The sequence below is a fragment of the Azoarcus sp. Soil_N_20 genome (genome assembly GCF_057656155.1).
The window spans coordinates 42,724-59,499 of the sequence record NZ_JBDGKX010000010.1; the positions used below are offsets into that span (position 1 = coordinate 42,724).

Consider the following 16,776-nt stretch of genomic DNA (forward strand, 5'->3'; position numbering starts at 1 on the left):
TTCGTTCGCAGTCCGACGCATTCGTCGCGCCGCGTAATCCGGCACTTGTCACTCGCGATAGCTGCCGATATACTACAAAAAAACAAACGTGGTTGTTGGTTTTAATAGGCGGTCGGGGTAGCGCCCGGCTTCGAGCCAAGGTCCCGCTGGTCGGCATCCGCCGGATCCATGGACCCCTAGTCGAGAGGTAGGACATGAGTGAGACAAGCCAGCCCGGCAGGGCGGTATTGCTGGAGATCTACCGCATCGCGACGCTGATCAAGCAGGCCGACGACCGGTTCATCGAGCTGATCAAGGCCGGCCAGATCGCGTCGCCGTACTACTCGCCGCGCGGTCAGGAGTTGATCCCGGCCGCAATCTCGGTGAGCCTGAAGCCTGCCGACTACGTGGTCACGACCTATCGCGGCATCCACGACCAGCTGGCCAAGGGCATTCCGCTCAAGCCCTTCGTCGCCGAACTGCTCGGCCGCGCCACCGGCACCTGCAAGGGCAAGGGCGGGCCGATGCACGTCACCCACGTCGCATCGGGCCTTCCGGTCACCACCGGCATCGTCGGCGCCGGACTGCCGATCGCCAACGGCCTCGCCTGGGCGGCGCAACTGAAGGGCAGCGATCAGGTCACCGTGGTTAACTTCGGCGACGGTGCGAGCAACATCGGTGCCTTTCACGAGGCGCTCAACCTCGCCGCGGTGTGGAAGTTGCCGGTGATCTTCGTGTGCCAGAACAACGGCTATGCCGAGCACACCCGCTACGAGTACGGCACCGGCGCGGCGACCATTGCCGACCGCGCCATCGGCTACGGCATCCCCGGCGTCGAGGTCGACGGCAACGACGCGGTGGCGATGTGGCAGGCCGCCAGCACCGCGATCGCGCGCGCCCGCGCCGGCGACGGGCCGACCCTGGTCGAGGCCAACACCTTCCGTTTCCGCGGCCACCTGCTCGGCGACGACAGCCACTACATCCCCAAAGACGAGATGGCCGCGGCGGTGGCGGCCGACCCGGTGCCGCGATTCCGCGCCTGGCTGATCGCGCACGGTCACGCCACCGACGGCCATCTGGCCGACATCGAGGCCACCAACGTGGCCGCTTTCGAGGAGGCGGTCGAGTTCGCGCTCGCCAGCCCCTATCCCGATGTATCCGAACTCGACAAGGACGTCGTTGCCGAGGGAGCACGAGCATGAGCACCGTTCAGCAGAAAAAGATGAACATCGCGCAGGCGATCAACCTGGCGCTCCACGACGCGATGGCGCTCGACGAATCGGTCGTGGTGCTGGGCGAGGATATCGCCGACGGCCAGGGCGGCGGGGTGTTCAAGTGCACCGCGGGGTTGTCGGCCAAGTTCGGCACCGGGCGGGTGAAATCCACCCCGATCGCCGAGCAGGCCATCGTCGGCGCGGCGGTGGGCGGCGCGCTCGCCGGCCTGCGCCCGGTGGCCGAGATCATGCTGATGAACTTCACCACGGTGGCGATGGACCAGATCGTCAACCATGCGGCCAAGCTGCGCTTCATGACCGGCGGCCAGACCCATGTGCCGCTGGTGATCCGCACCACCACCGGCGCCGGTTTCGGCACCGGCGGCCAGCACGCGGATTACCTCGAGGCGTGGTTCGCCCACACCGCCGGCCTCAAGGTGGTGGCGCCGTCCACTCCGGCCGACGCCTACGGCCTGCTGCTGTCGTGCATCTTCGACGACGATCCGTGCATCTTCATCGAGAACCTGCCGCTGTACTTCCAGCCCGGCGAGGCCCCGGTGCAGGGCGAGCGGGTGCCGATCGGCAAGGCCAGGGTGGTGCAGGAAGGCAGCGACATCACCCTGATCAGCTACAGCCGCACGCTGCACGAGGTCAGCGCGGTGGCGAAGAAGCTCGCTGCGGAGGGCGTGTCCGCCGAGGTCATCGACCTGCGCACGATCGCCCCGCTCGACATGGACACCATTCTCGCCTCCGCGGCCAAGACCGGACGCGTCGTCGTCGCCCACGAAGCCCAGGTGGATTTCGGGGTCGGGGCCGAGATCGCCGCGCGCCTGCATCAGCAATTGTTCGGCCGCCTCAGGGCACCGGTCGCCCGGGTCGGCGCGGCGCGCTCGCCGGTACCGTTCTCGAAGCCGCTCGAAACCGCCTTCGTGCCGACCCAGGAACGCATCCTGGCGGCGATCCGCGCAACGCTCAACTGAACCTGTCGAAGGAAGACAAAAATGGCGACCGAAATCATTCTCCCCAAGCTCGGCTTCTCGGTAAACGAGGCAATCCTGACCGAATGGATGGTGCCCGATGGCGCACCGGTCACCAAAGGACAGCTGCTCTACACCATGGAAAGCGAGAAATCGATCCAGGAGGTGGAAGCGCCGGCCGACGGCACGCTGAAGATCATCAAGGACGCGGGTGAGACCTACGAGGTCGGCACCGTCATTGGCGAGCTTGCGTGATGTCTGCCCAAGCCGCCGCTCCCGAACTCAAGTCGCCGGCCTGGCCGGCGAGCCTGCCGCCGATGCCGGCGGTCGACTTCGGCCTGTACGGCGAGGTCGAGACCGTCGCCCTGCCGCGCCATCAGAAACTGGTGGCCTCGTTTCTGGCACGCAACTGGGCGCAGATTCCGCACGTCACCCACCACGACGAGGCCGAGGTGCCGAGCCTCGACGCCGTGCGCCGTGCCGTGGCCGAGGCGCACGGCGTCAAGCTCACCCCGGTGCCCTTCATCATCAAGGCCGTGGTCGCTGCGCTGCAGGCCTTTCCGCGCTTCAACGCCTCGCTCACCGCCAACGGCGACGGCCTGGTGATCAAGCGCTACTTCCATATCGGGGTCGCGGTGGAAACGCCCAATGGGCTGGTGGTGCCGGTGATCCGCGACTGCGACAAGAAAACCGTCGCCGGGATCGCCGCCGAACTCGCCGACAAGGCCGAACGGGCGCGCACCAGGGGGCTGCCGATCGGCGAGATGTCGGGCGGCTGCTTCTCGGTCAGCTCGCTCGGCAATCTGGGCGGTACCGCCTTTACTCCGATCATCAACGCGCCCGAGGTGGCGATCCTGGGCGTCACCCGCGCCGGGGAGAAGCTCAAGCTGGTCGACGGTCAGGTGCGCAGCGTGCCGGTGCTGCCGCTGTCGCTCAGCTACGACCACCGCGTCATCAACGGCGCCGACGCCGCCCGCTTCACCCGTTTCATCGCCGACGCGCTGGCCGATCCGGCTGCGCTGGCCTGACCCTGGAACAAGGAACAACACGATGAGCCCAGAACAAAAACTGAGTGCACTCGGCCGCCGCTTCTCGCTCGACGGCCGGGTTGCGCTGGTCACCGGTGCCGGCTCGGGGATCGGCCTGCATGCCGCCCAGGTGCTGGCCGACGCCGGCGCGCGGGTGGCCTGTGTCGCCCGGCGCGCAGAGCGGGTCGAGGCGGTCGCCGCCGCGATCCGCGACGGGGGAGGGGAGGCCTTCGGTTGCCGCATGGATGTCGCGGATGGCGCTTCGATCGCGACCGCGCTGGATGCGATCGAACAGCACCTCGGGCAGGTGGACATCCTGGTCAACAACGCCGGGCTGACCAATCCCGCGCTGCTGCAGGACATGTCGGACGAGCAATGGACCTCGCTCCTGGACGTGAATCTGTCCGGGCCCTTCTATGTGGCACGGGCGGTGGCAAGACGGCTGATCGCCACCGGGCGGCCCGGGTCCATCATCAACATCGCTTCCATCCTCGGGCATCTGGCCTACCGCGCCTTCATCAACTACGGCACCACCAAGGGCGCACTGATCCACATGACGCGCTACATGGCGCTGGATCTGCTGCCCCATGGCATCCGCGTGAATGCGATCGCGCCCGGCTACTTTCCCAGCGACATGACCAATCCGTTCTACGCGACCGAAGCCGGCAAGAAGGAGATCGCCAACCTGCCGCCCGGACGCCTGGGACGCGTGGAGGAACTCGACGGCCCGCTGCTGCTGCTGGCGAGCGAAGCGTCGTCATACATGAATGGTTCGGTGGTGACAGTCGACTATGGACATTCGGTGCGCTTGTCGTAGAATTGCAGCGCATCAGAAAATCCTTACTCCAGCTTGCACCCCCGGAACCCGGGCGCGGGCCGGATGCGGGCCTTGTCCGGCGTGTCGTGTCGTCATTGACCCGGAAGGGCTTTCAACCCGTCTGTTGTCGCCAGGAACAAAACATTCATGACTGAAGAAAACATACCTGAATCCTCGTTTGCTTCCGATTCCGCACCCGCCCTGCGCGGTTCGCGTTCGAGTGCCGATCTGGCCCGCGCGCGTGCCAGCGCCCGGGCCAAGGGCGTCACCTGGCAGGCGGAGAAGAGCCAGGCGACCCGCACCCAGATCCTCGACGCCACGCTGCAGTGCCTGGTCGAGCTCGGTTACACCCAGACCACCACCGAGAAGATCGCGCAGAAGGCCGGGGTGTCGCGCGGTGCAATGACGCACCACTTCAAGTCACGTGCCGATGTGTTCAACGCCGCCGCCGAGTACATCACCGACCTGCGCGCGGCGGAGTACGAGGACGCGGTGCGGCGGATCAAGCTGCCGCCCGAAAATACGCCGACCTTCGACAGCATGCTCGAAACCCTGACCATGCTGCAGAAGTACTACTACGACCGGCCGTCCTTCATCGCGCTGCAGGAATTGCAGCGCGGCGCCCGCACCGACCGCGAGCTGCAGACGGTGATGTTGCCGCTTGAGCAGGCGCTCGACGACCGCAAGTCGGTGAGCATGATCAAGCGCTTCCCGTTCTGGGCCGACTACCCCGAGACCAGCCAGGTGCTGCGCGACCTGTTCTTCCACTCGCTCAAGGGGGTGGCGGTCAATAGCACGCCCTATATGCGCGGCGACCGCCTCAAGCGCCTCCACCACCTGCTCGCCAGCGTGGCCATGCAGGAGATGGAAAAGGCCTACAAGGCGAGCCACGACGGCCAGCCGCTGCCGCAGGACCCGCCAGTGAAGAAGACGCGTAAGGCGCGCGCGGTTTCGGCCGACTGAGCTGCTTCCGCTCAGTGTCACCCTGACGGGGCCTGCGGGCCCCGTTGCGTTTGGAGTGGCGGGGCGGCAATTGCATCGGCTGCCCGGTGCCGCCTGAAGCCGGCTTTTCTGTCCCAGCGCCCGCTGCGGAATTTTTTCATTGATCTTGGCCGACTTCGAATCTTTCGTGTACTATAACAAACAGAATTGATTGTTTTGTATTAGAGGAGGCTGCCCGCATGAACCCGAATCCGCTCCCCCGACTCGCCTGCGCGGGTGTCGTCGGTCTCGAAGGCGGCGCGCCGGTGCTGCTCGGCAGTCGCTGCAGCCAATGCGGCGAGGTCTATTTTCCGGCCAGTGCCGGGTGCACGCGGTGCTGCGCCACGGCGATGGAGCCCTGCACTGTGGGCCGCGAGGGCGTGCTGTGGTCGTGGACGGTGCAGGGCTTCCAGCCCAAGGCGCCGTACAACGGCGGCGAGGCGGAAGCGGCCTTTCAGCCCTACGGGGTCGGCTACATCGAGATGCCCTCCGGGGTGAAGGTCGAGAGCCGCCTGACCGTTGCCGATCCGGCGCAGATGAGGATCGGCATGCCGATGCGGCTGACGCTGCTGCCCTATCGGCAGGTGGAGGGGGAGGAAGCGGTGTTTACCTACGCCTTCGCCCCCGCCGCCTGATACCCCCGGAGATCGACATGAGCAATGAAGTCGCCATCATCGGCATCGGCCTCCACCCCTTCGGCCGCAGCGACGAACTGTCCGGCCAGCAGCAGGGCGCCCATGCGGTGCGCGTGGCGCTGAAGGATGCCGGCGTGGCGTGGTCGCAGGTGGGCGTGGCCTACGGGGGCAGCCAGGACGCCGGCAATGCCGATGCGCTGGGCAATCTGCTCGGCCTCACCGGGATTCCCTTCGTCAACGTCGCCAACGGCTGCGCCACCGGCGGCAGCGCGCTCGCCAGCGTGATCACGGCGATCCAGTCCGGCATGGCCGAGATCGGGGTCGCGGTCGGCTTCGACAAGCACCCGCGCGGCGCCTTCAACCCGCGTCCGCGCGACTGGGGGCTCGCGGACTGGTACGGCGAGACCGGGCTGATGCTCACCACCCAGTTCTTCGCGCTCAAGACCCAGCGCTACATGCATGAGCACGGCATCACCGAGGATGCGCTGGTGCGGGTCGCCCAGCGTGCCTTCCGCAACGGTGCGCTGACCCCGCACGCATGGCGCCGGCGCGAACTCGGCTACGCGGAGATCGCCGAGTCGATGGCGGTGAACCTGCCGCTGCGCAAGTACATGTTCTGCAACCCGGCCGAAGGCGGCGCGGCGCTGGTGCTGTGCAGCGCGAAGCATGCGCGCAGGTTCACCGACCGCCCGATCATCGTCAAGGCGGCGGTGATGCGCACCCGCTACCACGGTTCGTTCGAGGTGTTCAGCCCCGGGCTGGCCGCGGTGCAGGCGCCGGCGCCCACGGTGACGGCCTCGCGTGCCGCTTTCGAACTCGCCGGCGTCGGCCCGCGGGACATCGACGTGATCCAGCTGCAGGACACCGACAGCGGCTCGGAGCTGATCCACATCGCCGAGAACGGCTTCTGCGAACACGGCGAGCAGGAGCACCTGCTCGCCACCGGCGCCACCGCGATCGACGGTCGCCTGCCGATCAACACCGACGGCGGCTGCCTCGCCAACGGCGAACCGGTGGGCGCCTCCGGGCTGCGCCAGGTCATCGAGATCTGCACCCAGCTGCGCGGCGAGGCCGGGCAGCGCCAGGTCGAGGGCAATCCCCGGCTTGGCTACACCCATGTGTACGGCGCCCCGGGCGTGAGTGCCGTCACCATCCTGCAGGCCGGTTGAGGGCCTTTCCGCGCTACGACAATAAAGGAGACAGACGATGAACAAGCCCGAAGACAAGTTCGTGCTCTTGCCCCAGGAGGAGGGCGGCGACCCCGGCCTGTTCCAGCAGCTGCTGAAGCAGGAAACCGTGCCGGTACCCCACTACCTCGCGCCCAGCTATCCCGGCTTCGGCAACGAGGACCTGGCGGTCGATCGTTACGCCTCGCACGCCTTCCACCGTCTCGAGGCGGCGAAGATGTGGACCCGCACCTGGCAGTTCGTCGGCCGCGAGGAGCAGATCCCGAATCCGGGCGACCACCTCGTCTACGACATCATCGACCACTCCATCATCGTCATGCGCGGCGACGACGGCGCGATCCGCGGCTTTCACAACTCCTGCCTGCATCGCGGCCGTGCGCTGCGCATGGGCGGCGGCACGGTGAAGGAACTCAAGTGTCCCTACCACGGCTTCACCTGGGACCTGCGCGGCAAGCTCGACAGCATGCCCTGCGCCTGGGACTTCAAGCACCTGAACAAGGACGAGCAGAACCTGCCGCAGGTGCGGGTCGAGAGCTGGCTGGGCTTCGTCTTCATCAACATGGATGCCGATGCCCCGGCGCTGATCGAGCACCTCGGCGTCCTGCCGCAGCACTTTCGCGACTACGCCTTCGAGCGCTCGGTGATCCTCGCCCATGTGCAGCGCAAGGTGCCGTGCAACTGGAAGGTGGCGCAGGAAGCCTTCATGGAATCCATGCACGCCCGCGTCACCCACCCGCAGCTGCTCACCTTCACCGCCGACTGCGACAGCCAGTACGACATGTATGGCGACAACATCAGCCGCAGCGTGACCCCGATGGCGGTGCCCAGCACCCATACCCGCGGCGTGGTCGAGCCGCTGGTGCTGCACGACATCCTCGAGGAATCCGGGCGCATGGCCGATTCCGACGGCGATGCCCACCGCCTGCCCGAAGGCCAGACCACGCGCCAGTACATCGGTGAGCTCAACCGCACGATCTTCGGCGAGGTCTCCGGCCGCGATCTGTCGCACGCCACCCTGGCCGAGCTGCAGGACGCGATCCTGTACTCGATCTTCCCCAATACCCAGATCTGGTCGGGCTACTGCGGCAACATCGTGTACCGGGTGATTCCGGACGGCGACGACCAGGACAGCTGCATCTTCGACGTCATCGTTCTGTGGCGTCACAAGGAAGGCGAAACCCCGCCGCCGCCGGCCAGGCTCAACCGCCTGCCCGACGACCAGCCGTTCTCGGCCGCGGCCGAACTGGGTGCGCTCGGCCCGGTGTTCGACCAGGACATGCGCAACCTGGGCGCGGTCACCAAGGGCCTGAAGGCGTCGAAGAAGGGCGCGGTGAGCCTCGCCAGCTACCAGGAAAGCCGCATCCGCCATCACCACCAGACCCTGGACAAATACCTCGGCATCGGGAGCGCCAAGTGACGACCAATACCCAGTGGCGCCTCGTCGCCCGCCCGCAGGGCGCGGTGGGGCGCGAACACTTCGAGGTGTGCCGGGTGGCCCGTCCCGAGCCGGGCGCGGGCGAGGTGCTGGTGCGCAATCTCTACCTGCTGATCCCGCCGTCGATGCGGCTGTGGATGAACGCGAAGGAAAGCTATTTCCCGCCGCAGCCGCTCGGCGAAGTGATGATGGGTATCACCCTCGGCGTGGTCGAGGCCTCGCGCGACCCTGCGCTGGCGGTCGGCGATTACGTCAATGGCCTCGGCGGCTGCCAGGAATGGTTCGTCGCGCCCGCCGCGCAACTGCAGCGGATCACGCCGCGCCCCGGGGTGCCGCTCGCCGCCTACCGCTCGGTGCTCGACGTGCAGGGGCTCACCGCCTACTGCGGCCTGACCGAGATCGGCAAGCCGGTGGCCGGCGAGACCCTGGTGGTAACGGCCGCCGCCGGCAGCGTGGGCTCGCTGGTGTGCCAGATCGGCAACAAACTCGGGCTCAAGGTGATCGGCATCGCCGGCGGCAGCGAAAAATGCACCTGGCTGCGCCAGGTGTGCGGCATCGAGCGCGTCATCGACTACAAGGCCGAGGACGTCGGCGCGCGGCTCGATGCGCTGTGTCCCGAGGGCATCGACGTCGCCTACGAGAACGTCGGCGGCCCGGTCATGGACCTGATCCTCGACCGCCTGCGGCCCAAGGCGCGGGTGGTGCTGTGCGGCCTCGTCGCCAGCTACAACGGCGGCTCCGGCACGCCGATGAGCCAGCGCGCCGAGTCGCTGATGCAGCTGGTGAACAAAGCGGCGCGCATGGAGGGCTTCCTCGTCGGCGAGTACCTTCATCGCTACGACGAAGTGGTCGGCATCCTGCAGGATTGGGTGGCCGCGGGCAGCCTGCAGTACCAGATCGAGGTGCTGGACGGGCTCGATACCCTCATCGACGGCCTCGGCCGCGTGTTCGACGGCCGCAACCGCGGCGTCCAGCTGGTGAAGGTCTGCGCCGGGGAGGCGAGATGAGCGACTCGCCCCGCCAGCGCGCCGAACGCCTGCGCCAGCAGGTGCGCGACTTCCATGACCGGGTGATGCCCGCCGACCTGCGCGCCAAATCCCACCGCCACCAGGTGCTGGACAAGGCCGACTATGTGCGCTGGATGCGATTGCTCGACCAGCAGGGCTGGGCGGTCGCGCACTGGCCGGAAGAACACGGCGGCAAGGGCTGGTCGCCACTGGAGCGCTTCGCCTTCGAGGACGAACTCGCGCGCCTCGGCTGCCCGTGGGTGATCCCGTTCGGCGTGAAGTACGTCGGCCCGGTGATCTACGCCTTCGGCAGCGAGGGGCAGAAGCGGCGCTTTCTGCCCGGGATCCGGACCACCGAGGAATTCTGGGCCCAGGGCTATTCCGAACCCGGCGCCGGGTCCGACCTCGCCGGCCTGCGCACCATGGCGCTCCGCGACGGCGATCATTACGTGGTCAACGGCCAGAAGGTGTGGACCACCTACGCCCAGTGGGCGGACTGGCTGTTCTGCCTGGTGCGCACCGACCGCGACGACAAGCCGCAAAGCGGCATCTCCTTCCTGCTGATCGACATGAAGAGCCCCGGCGTGAAGGTCGTCCCGATCCGCACCATGGACGGCTACGCCCACGTCAACGAGGTGTGGCTGGAAGACGTCCGGGTGCCGGCCGAAAACCTGATCGGCGAGGAGGGCAAGGGCTGGACCTACGCCAAGTTCCTGTTGAAGAACGAGCGCACCGCCGGTGCCATCGTCGGCTGGGCCTGGCATGTGCTCGACCGCCTGAAGCGACATGCGCGCGAGACCGTGGTCGATGGCGTCGCGCTGCTCGACCAGCCCGTGATGCGCAACCGCATCGGCGAATACGAGCTCCGCTTCATGGCGCTCGAGCTCGCCGCCTACCAGGCGGTGGCGGCGATGAGCGATGGCAGCGAGAACGGCAGCGAAGCCTCGCTGATCAAGCTGCGCGGCACCGAGCTCTACCAGGAAGTGATGGAAACCCTGGTCGAGGCGCTCGGCGCCGCCGGGGTCGCCTTCGACGGCGCCGCGCTGCATAGCGCCGGCCTGCCGCCGCTCGGCCCGGACGACGCCGGCGGCATCCTGAAGGACCACTTCTACAACCGCGCGGCGACGATCTTCGGCGGCTCGTCCGAGATCCAGCGCAACATCGTGGCCAAGGCCGTGCTGGGACTGTGAGGAAAACCATGGCGACCGATCTCGACACCATCGCGATGTTGCGCGACAGCGCCGCGCGCTATGCCGACGACAACTACAGCTTCCACCAGCGCTGGGCGGTGCTCGCGCAGCCCGAAGGCTACAGCCGCGAGGCCTGGCGCGACTTCGCCGATCTCGGCTTTCTCGCCCTGCGCCTGCCCGAGGACGACGGCGGCCTCGACGCCGACGCGGTGGCGGTCGGCGCGGTGATGGAAATCGTCGGCACCCGCCTGCTGATGGAGCCCGTCCTCGCCAGCGCGGTGCTCGGCACCGGCCTGCTGCTGAAGCTGGGCTCGGCCGCGCACAAGGCCGAACTGCTGCCGCAGCTGGCCGACGGTTCGCTGGTGCTGGTGTTCGCCGACGAGGACGATCCCGCCCGGCCGTGCGTGGTCGATGGCGATCGCCTGACCGGCGGCAAGATCGGCGTGCTCCATGGCGACGCCGGCGGCCGCTTCCTGGTTTCCGCGCGCGATGCCCACAGCGGCCAGCCGGTCGTGGTGATGCTCGCGGCGGAAGCGGCCGGCCTCGCGCGCCGCAACTACCGGCTGGTCGATGGCCGCGGTGCCGCGGTGCTGAATTTCGACGGCGCGACGGTGGAGCGCCTGCACCCGGAATCCGCCATGGCGGCCGCCGCCGCGCTCGCCGACATTCGTGACGAAGCCGCGGTCGCGCTGTGCGCCGAGAGCCTGGGCATCGTGCGCAGCCTGGTCGCCACCACCACCGACTATCTCAAGGTGCGCAAGCAGTTCGGTCGCGCCATCGGCAGCAACCAGGCGCTGCAGCACCGCATGGTCGATTGCTTCCTGCTCCAGGAGGAAGTGCGCGCGCTCACCGCCGCCGCGCAGCAGGCACTTGCCGGCCCGGTCGCAGCGCGGGCACGCATCGTCAGCGGCGCCCGCGCCTACATCGCCCATGCCGCGCGCAAGGTGTGCAACGAGGCGGTACAGATGCACGGCGGCCTCGGCGTCACCGACGAACTCGACGTCAGCCACTACTTCCGCCGCCTGATGGTCAACGCCGCGCTGTTCGGCAACCGCGACACCCATTTCACCCGTTTCGTCGATGCCGCACTGGCGACCTGATCCGGCGGCACGGGCGGAGCGAGCAAGGAGACATAGACAATGCGCAAAGACGCAAGCGGATGGCAGGTGCGCCTGGATGAGGCGCTGATCGCGCGCTACACCGCCAGCGGCGACTGGCCGAACAAGACGCTGGCCGGGTTTGCCCGCGAACTGGCGGCGCGCGACCCGGACCGCATCACCCATGTGTTCGAGGGCGAGCGCTGCACCGTCGGCGCGCTGCTGGCCGAGGCCGAAACGCTCGCCGGTGCGCTGCGCCTGCGCGGGCTGGTGGCCGGCGACGTGGTCAGCTTCCAGCTGCCGAACTGGCGCGAGGCGGTGGTGATCGACCTCGCGACCACCATGCTCGGCCTGGTGGTCGCGCCCATCGTGCCGATCTACCGCGACGCCGAAGTCGCCTTCATGCTCGCCGATGCCGGGGTCAAGGCCGCGTTCTTCCCGACCAGTTATCGCGGTTTCGACTACGCGGCGATGATGACGCGCCTGGCCCCGCAGCTGCCCCGACTGCGCCTGCTGATCACCGTGCGCGGCGACCATCCGGCGCAGGGCACCGACCGCTACGAGACCCTGGTGGGCGAGGGCGCCCGCCCGCTGGACTGGCCCGAGGTCGACCCCAACGCGGTGAAGATGATCCTCTACACTTCGGGCACCACCGGCCGCCCCAAGGGCGTGCTGCACAGCCACAACACCGGCCCGCTGCGGCTCAAGCGCGCGTTCGAGCAGTGGTCGCGCGGCGCGGCCGTGCCCGGCCTCGACAACATCCTGCTGATGGCCTCGCCGGTGACCCACGTCACCGGCCAGAGCGGCATGGAACTCCCGTTCAGCAGCGCCACCCGCACTGTGTTCATGGAACGCTGGAACGCCGACGAGGCGCTCGACCTGATCGACCGCGAGCAGGTCACCGCCAGCGTCGGCGCCACCCCCTTCCTGCACGAGCTGCTCACCGCCGCCGAGCAGGCCGGGCGCCGGTTGCCCAGCCTGCAGGTGTTCGCCTGCGGCGGTGCCGAGGTGCCGCCGGCGCTGATCGCCCGGACCTGCGAGGTGCTCGACCAGTGCCGCGCGTTCCGCGTCTATGGCTCGAGCGAGGTGCCGCTGACCACGCTCGGCTTCTGCGCCGAGGGCGAGATGGAACTGGCCGCCACCACCGACGGCCGGGTCGCCGACTACGACGTGCGCATCGTTGACGACGACGGCCGTGCGCTGCCGGGCGGCGAGGAGGGCGAGATCTGTGTGCGCGGCCCGGCGATGCTGCTCGGCTACGGCGACCCCGACGCCACCGCGGCGAGCTTCGATGCCGACGGCTTCTTCGCCACCGGCGACCTCGGCCGCCTCACCGCCGACGGCGCCATCGTCGTCACCGGGCGCAAGAAGGACCTGATCAACCGCGGCGGCGAAAAGGTGAGCGCGAAGGAGGTCGAGGACATCCTGCATCGCATGCCGGGCATCCGCGAGGCCGCCGTGGTGGCGATGCCGCACGCGCGCCTGGGCGAAACCCTGTGCGCCTACGTCATCCCGCAGCCGGAGGCGCAACTCGAACTCGCCGGCGTGCTCGCCTTCGTCGCCGCCGCCGGGGTGGCCAGACAGAAGTACCCGGAGCAGCTGGTGGTGGTCGGCGACTTTCCCCGCACCGCCTCCGGCAAGATCCGCAAGGACCGCCTGCGCGCCGACATCCGCGAGCGCCTGCAGGCCGGCACCGCGGCCGGGCCGGCCTGAATCCGGCGGCCCGGAGCAGTCCGCCCGGAGCTGTCCGCCTGCAACCAGTCAAAGGCAGAACACCATGGAATCCACCCGACTCAAGGTGCGCATCGTCCGCAAGGCGGTCGAAGCGCTCGACATCGTCTCCCTCGAACTCGCTCCGCTCGCCGGCGAGCACCTGCCCGCATTCAGCGCCGGCTCGCACATCGACGTCGAAGTCCGTCCCGGCCTCGTGCGCCAGTACTCGCTGTGCAACGACCCCACCGAGCAGCACCGCTACCTGATCGGGGTGCTGCGCGACCCGGCCTCGCGCGGCGGCTCGGTCGCCGTGCATGACGAGCTCGCCGAAGGCCAGGTCATCGACATCAGCGCGCCGCGCAACCACTTTCCGCTGGCGCATGCCGGGCGCTCGCTGCTGTTCGCCGGCGGCATCGGCGTGACTCCGATCCTGTGCATGGCCGAACGCCTGGCCCAGACCGGCGCCGCGTTCGAGATGCACTACTGCGCGCGCGCGGCCGAGCGCGCCGCCTTCGTCGGCCGCATCCGGGAGTCCGGCTTTGCCGACCGCGTCCACCTGCATTACGACGACGGCGATGCGGCGCATAAGCTCGACCTCGCCGCGGTGCTCGACGGCGCCGGGGCCGACGCCCATCTCTACGTCTGCGGCCCGGGCGGCTTCATCGACTTCGTCACCGGAGGTGCCGAGGCGCGCGGCTGGAGCGCGGAGCGCATCCACTTCGAATACTTCTCCGGACAGCAGATCGACACCAGCGCCGACCAGGCCTTCGAGGTCAAGCTCGCCAGCAGCGGCAGGGTGGTCGCGGTGCCGGCGGGCAAGACGGTGGTCAACGCGCTGCGCGAAGCCGGCATCGAGGTCGAGGTGTCGTGCGAGCAGGGCGTGTGCGGTACCTGTCTGACCCGCGTGCTCGACGGTCAGCCCGATCACCGCGACAACTACCTCACCGACGACGAGAAGGCCGCCAACGACCAGTTTCTGCCGTGCTGCTCGCGCGCCCGCAGCCGGCTGCTGGTGCTCGACCTCTGATCCCCATGTCGAACGCGCCATCCGGATCTCCCGGCACGCTGCCGGCCGCCTACCTGGCGGTGGTGGCGCTGTGGTCCACCACGCCGCTGGCGATCAACTGGAGCCTGGCCGGCGGCGGCTTCGCCTTCGCCCTGTTCCTGCGCATGCTGGTCGGCTTGCTGTGCGCGGTGGGCATCCTGTTCGCCAGCGGCGCGGGGTTTCCGCTGCGGCGCGGAGTGTGGACGGCCTACCTAGTGGGCGGGGTGAGCCTGTTCGGCACCATGCTCGGCGTGTATTGGGGGGCACAGTTCATCCACTCCGGGCTGATCTCGGTGGTGTTCGGCCTGTCGCCGCTGGCGACCAGCGTGATCGCCGCGCTGTGGCTGGGCGAGCGCGCGCTGACCCCGGTCAAGCTGCTCGGCATGGCGCTCGCGCTCGCCGGCCTGGTGATCGTGTTCGGCCGCGGCGACGACCTCGGCGGCCCCGATGCCGCGATCGGGCTGGGCGCGGTGCTGCTCGCGATGTTCATCAACGCGCTCGGCCTCGTCGGCATGAAGCGCGTCGGCGGCAGCATCCCGCCGCTGGCGATCACCGCCGGCATCATGCTGGTGTCGCTGCCCCTGTTCGGCCTCGCCTGGCTGCTCGGCGACACCGGCCTGCCGGGCGCACTGCCGCTGCGCAGCACGCTGGCGATCGCCTACCTCGGCGTGTTCGGCTCGGTGCTCGGCTTCGCCCTCTACTTTCACCTGATGAAGCATCTGCCGGCGGGCGCGCTGGCGATGATCACCGTGCTCACCCCGCTGCTGGCGCTCTTCATCGGCCACCTGCTCAACGACGAAACGCTGCCGCCCCAGGTGTGGGCGGGGGCGGCGACGATCAGCCTGGGGCTGTACCTCAACCTGCGCGGCGGCAGCCCGGTGCCGGCGCAGGCGGCGGACAAGGGCGGCTGAGGCCCCGCGCCGGGGCGGCGCGACCACCGCGCCCCGGGCCGATCGTCGTCCGCACGCCATACGAAGAAGAACCCCCGAAGGAGGAGACTGGCAATCATGTTGTTCACCACCGGCAAGACCCTGCGGAAAGTGCTTTCCGCGCTCGAATCCGCCCACAGCCAGGGCATCTCGGCCTGGTCCGGCGACGGCGCCGCCGTATTGCACGGCCTGCCCGACCCGATCCGCAGCACGCTGCAGGCGCTCGCGGAACGGGATCGACACACCGAGCGCCGGCTGCACGACGAGATGGAAGTGCTGCGCGCCCACCACGGCCAGATCCAGTCCGATCTCGCCGGCTGCCGTGACGAACGCGATGCGGCGCGGCGCGAGCGCGACGCGGCCTGCGGGGTGCTGCAGCAGGCGCAAGCCCGGGTCGCCGAGCTGGAGGCAGGGCTCGCCACGCTGGAACGCCGGCTTGCCGACGAACGCCTGATGCGCGAAGCGATGACCGAAGGCACCTGGACCTACCACATCGTCGACGGCGACCCCGCCAACCCGGCCAACCTCGTACGCTTCTCCGACCAGTTTCGTGTGCTGCTCGGCTACCGCGACGTCACCGACTTTCCCGACACCCCGGAAACCTGGTTTTCGGTGATCCACCCGGAGGACCTCGCCATCGCCGCGGAAGCGCTCCAGCGCCACCTGAACGACCGCAGCGGCGCCACCCCCTTCGTCGTCGAATACCGCATGCGCAACAAGAACGGCGCGTTCGGCTGGTTCCGCGGCCGCGCCGAGACGGTGCGCGAAGCCGACGGCAAACCGCTGCGCTGCGTAGGCTCGTTCCGCGACATCTCCGCCGAGAAAATGGCCGAAGCCCTGCAGGCCGAACAGCGCGCGAAGGTGGCCGAGAATATGCGCCAGATCCTCAGCGTGTCGGCGGTGATCAGCGACATTTCCAAGCGCACCAACCTGCTCGCCCTCAATGCCGGTATCGAAGCGGCACGCGCCGGCGACGCCGGGCGGGGCTTCGCCGTGGTGGCGGAAGAAGTCGGCAAGCTCGCCACCCAGACCTCGAAGGCAACCGAGGAGATCGTGCGGATGGCGAAGGGGTAACGGGGACGGGATCGCCCGGGGCTGGGTCGCGTAGGGGCAGGCCCCCGTGCCTGCCCTGCCTTTCGGCAACCACGGTGCCTGCCCTGCCTTTGGGCAACCACCGTGCCTGCCCTGCATTGGGGCAACCACAGGGGGTTGCCCCTACACCGGCACACAGGGGTTTGCCCCGACACCGGCACCCCAGGCGATTCCCGTAGGGCCAGGCCCCCGTGCCTGCCCCGTGCAAGGGCAACCACAGGGGGTTGTCCTTACCCCGGCACACAGGGGGTTGCCCCAACACCGGCACCCCGGGCGATTCCCGTAGGGGCAGGCCCCCGTGCCTGCCCCGTGCAAGGGCAACCACAGGGGGTTGCCCCTACCCCGGCACACAGGGGTTGCCCCGACACCGGCACCCCAGCCGGTTCCCGTAGGGGCAGGCCCCCGTGCCTGCCCTGCGCAAGGGCAACCACAGGGGGTTGCCCCTACACC

16 protein-coding genes are annotated in these 16,776 nt (G+C 68.8%); all 16 read left to right on the forward strand.

All coding sequences use genetic code 11. The features are described 5' to 3' along the window. Positions 1–194 precede the first annotated feature (194 nt). The 16 genes from AC3A35_RS18835 to AC3A35_RS18910 all read left to right on the forward strand — a co-directional run bounded on the left by AC3A35_RS18835 (position 195) and on the right by AC3A35_RS18910 (position 16,308). The gene (locus AC3A35_RS18835; RefSeq protein ID WP_487437755.1) at positions 195–1,181 is read left to right on the forward strand and encodes a thiamine pyrophosphate-dependent dehydrogenase E1 component subunit alpha; all 987 of its coding nucleotides are present in this window, start codon (positions 195–197) and stop codon (positions 1,179–1,181) included. Continuing rightward, positions 1,178–2,173 (forward strand): alpha-ketoacid dehydrogenase subunit beta, encoded by a 996-nt coding sequence (locus AC3A35_RS18840; protein WP_487437757.1) that lies wholly within the window; start codon positions 1,178–1,180, stop codon positions 2,171–2,173. The genes AC3A35_RS18835 and AC3A35_RS18840 overlap by 4 nt, the downstream gene beginning before the upstream one ends. A gap of 21 nt (positions 2,174–2,194) precedes the next feature. Further along, on the forward strand, positions 2,195–2,425 hold the full coding sequence (locus AC3A35_RS18845) for a biotin/lipoyl-containing protein (RefSeq protein ID WP_487437759.1): 231 nt from the start codon (positions 2,195–2,197) through the stop codon (positions 2,423–2,425). Further along, on the forward strand, positions 2,425–3,198 hold the full coding sequence (locus AC3A35_RS18850; RefSeq protein ID WP_487437761.1) for a 2-oxo acid dehydrogenase subunit E2: 774 nt from the start codon (positions 2,425–2,427) through the stop codon (positions 3,196–3,198). Before AC3A35_RS18845 ends, AC3A35_RS18850 begins: the two co-directional genes overlap by 1 nt. Before the next feature lie 22 nt (positions 3,199–3,220). Continuing rightward, a complete protein-coding gene (locus AC3A35_RS18855; RefSeq protein ID WP_487437763.1) occupies positions 3,221–4,015 on the forward strand; it encodes an SDR family NAD(P)-dependent oxidoreductase in 795 nt (264 codons plus the stop codon). 147 nt (positions 4,016–4,162) lie between these two features. Continuing rightward, positions 4,163–4,978 (forward strand): TetR/AcrR family transcriptional regulator, encoded by an 816-nt coding sequence (locus AC3A35_RS18860; protein WP_487437765.1) that lies wholly within the window; start codon positions 4,163–4,165, stop codon positions 4,976–4,978. A 218-nt stretch (positions 4,979–5,196) separates the two neighbouring features. Next, complete coding sequence (locus AC3A35_RS18865) at positions 5,197–5,631, forward strand: Zn-ribbon domain-containing OB-fold protein (RefSeq protein ID WP_487437767.1); 435 nt, start codon at positions 5,197–5,199, stop codon at positions 5,629–5,631. Positions 5,632–5,648: 17 nt separating this feature from the next. Further along, positions 5,649–6,800 carry a thiolase family protein gene (locus tag AC3A35_RS18870; protein WP_487437768.1) on the forward strand — a complete coding sequence of 384 codons (1,152 nt, stop codon included), beginning with the start codon at positions 5,649–5,651 and terminating at the stop codon, positions 6,798–6,800. Between the two features lie 37 nt (positions 6,801–6,837). Continuing rightward, positions 6,838–8,235: an aromatic ring-hydroxylating oxygenase subunit alpha gene (locus AC3A35_RS18875; RefSeq protein ID WP_487437770.1), complete on the forward strand. Its 1,398-nt coding sequence runs from the start codon at positions 6,838–6,840 to the stop codon at positions 8,233–8,235. Further along, positions 8,232–9,260 carry an NADP-dependent oxidoreductase gene (locus tag AC3A35_RS18880; RefSeq protein ID WP_487437771.1) on the forward strand — a complete coding sequence of 343 codons (1,029 nt, stop codon included), beginning with the start codon at positions 8,232–8,234 and terminating at the stop codon, positions 9,258–9,260. Before AC3A35_RS18875 ends, AC3A35_RS18880 begins: the two co-directional genes overlap by 4 nt. Continuing rightward, positions 9,257–10,450, forward strand: coding sequence for an acyl-CoA dehydrogenase family protein (locus tag AC3A35_RS18885; protein WP_487437772.1), 1,194 nt, complete (start codon positions 9,257–9,259; stop codon positions 10,448–10,450). Before AC3A35_RS18880 ends, AC3A35_RS18885 begins: the two co-directional genes overlap by 4 nt. Positions 10,451–10,458: 8 nt before the next feature. After that, the gene (locus AC3A35_RS18890) at positions 10,459–11,550 is read left to right on the forward strand and encodes an acyl-CoA dehydrogenase family protein (RefSeq protein ID WP_487437773.1); all 1,092 of its coding nucleotides are present in this window, start codon (positions 10,459–10,461) and stop codon (positions 11,548–11,550) included. A gap of 39 nt (positions 11,551–11,589) precedes the next feature. After that, complete coding sequence (locus tag AC3A35_RS18895; protein WP_487437774.1) at positions 11,590–13,260, forward strand: AMP-binding protein; 1,671 nt, start codon at positions 11,590–11,592, stop codon at positions 13,258–13,260. A 64-nt stretch (positions 13,261–13,324) separates the two neighbouring features. Continuing rightward, positions 13,325–14,287 (forward strand): PDR/VanB family oxidoreductase, encoded by a 963-nt coding sequence (locus AC3A35_RS18900; RefSeq protein ID WP_487437775.1) that lies wholly within the window; start codon positions 13,325–13,327, stop codon positions 14,285–14,287. A 5-nt stretch (positions 14,288–14,292) separates the two neighbouring features. After that, positions 14,293–15,216, forward strand: coding sequence for a DMT family transporter (locus tag AC3A35_RS18905; protein WP_487437776.1), 924 nt, complete (start codon positions 14,293–14,295; stop codon positions 15,214–15,216). 96 nt (positions 15,217–15,312) lie between these two features. Continuing rightward, a complete protein-coding gene (locus tag AC3A35_RS18910) occupies positions 15,313–16,308 on the forward strand; it encodes a methyl-accepting chemotaxis protein (protein ID WP_487437778.1) in 996 nt (331 codons plus the stop codon). The last annotated feature ends 468 nt before the right edge of the window (positions 16,309–16,776 follow it).

Excerpts from the sequence above, each read along its gene's own strand:
- AC3A35_RS18895 (WP_487437774.1), top strand. The coding sequence starts at position 11,590 with ATGCGCAAAGACGCAAGCGGATGGCAGGTGCGCCTGGATGAGGCGCTG.
- AC3A35_RS18900 (WP_487437775.1), top strand. The coding sequence starts at position 13,325 with ATGGAATCCACCCGACTCAAGGTGCGCATCGTCCGCAAGGCGGTCGAA.
- AC3A35_RS18870 (WP_487437768.1), top strand. The coding sequence starts at position 5,649 with ATGAGCAATGAAGTCGCCATCATCGGCATCGGCCTCCACCCCTTCGGC.
- AC3A35_RS18875 (WP_487437770.1), top strand. The coding sequence starts at position 6,838 with ATGAACAAGCCCGAAGACAAGTTCGTGCTCTTGCCCCAGGAGGAGGGC.
- AC3A35_RS18905 (WP_487437776.1), top strand. The coding sequence starts at position 14,293 with ATGTCGAACGCGCCATCCGGATCTCCCGGCACGCTGCCGGCCGCCTAC.
- AC3A35_RS18850 (WP_487437761.1), top strand. The coding sequence starts at position 2,425 with ATGTCTGCCCAAGCCGCCGCTCCCGAACTCAAGTCGCCGGCCTGGCCG.
- AC3A35_RS18860 (WP_487437765.1), top strand. The coding sequence starts at position 4,163 with ATGACTGAAGAAAACATACCTGAATCCTCGTTTGCTTCCGATTCCGCA.
- AC3A35_RS18890 (WP_487437773.1), top strand. The coding sequence starts at position 10,459 with ATGGCGACCGATCTCGACACCATCGCGATGTTGCGCGACAGCGCCGCG.
- AC3A35_RS18840 (WP_487437757.1), top strand. The coding sequence starts at position 1,178 with ATGAGCACCGTTCAGCAGAAAAAGATGAACATCGCGCAGGCGATCAAC.
- AC3A35_RS18910 (WP_487437778.1), top strand. The coding sequence starts at position 15,313 with ATGTTGTTCACCACCGGCAAGACCCTGCGGAAAGTGCTTTCCGCGCTC.
- AC3A35_RS18855 (WP_487437763.1), top strand. The coding sequence starts at position 3,221 with ATGAGCCCAGAACAAAAACTGAGTGCACTCGGCCGCCGCTTCTCGCTC.
- AC3A35_RS18835 (WP_487437755.1), top strand. The coding sequence starts at position 195 with ATGAGTGAGACAAGCCAGCCCGGCAGGGCGGTATTGCTGGAGATCTAC.
- AC3A35_RS18885 (WP_487437772.1), top strand. The coding sequence starts at position 9,257 with ATGAGCGACTCGCCCCGCCAGCGCGCCGAACGCCTGCGCCAGCAGGTG.
- AC3A35_RS18845 (WP_487437759.1), top strand. The coding sequence starts at position 2,195 with ATGGCGACCGAAATCATTCTCCCCAAGCTCGGCTTCTCGGTAAACGAG.
- AC3A35_RS18865 (WP_487437767.1), top strand. The coding sequence starts at position 5,197 with ATGAACCCGAATCCGCTCCCCCGACTCGCCTGCGCGGGTGTCGTCGGT.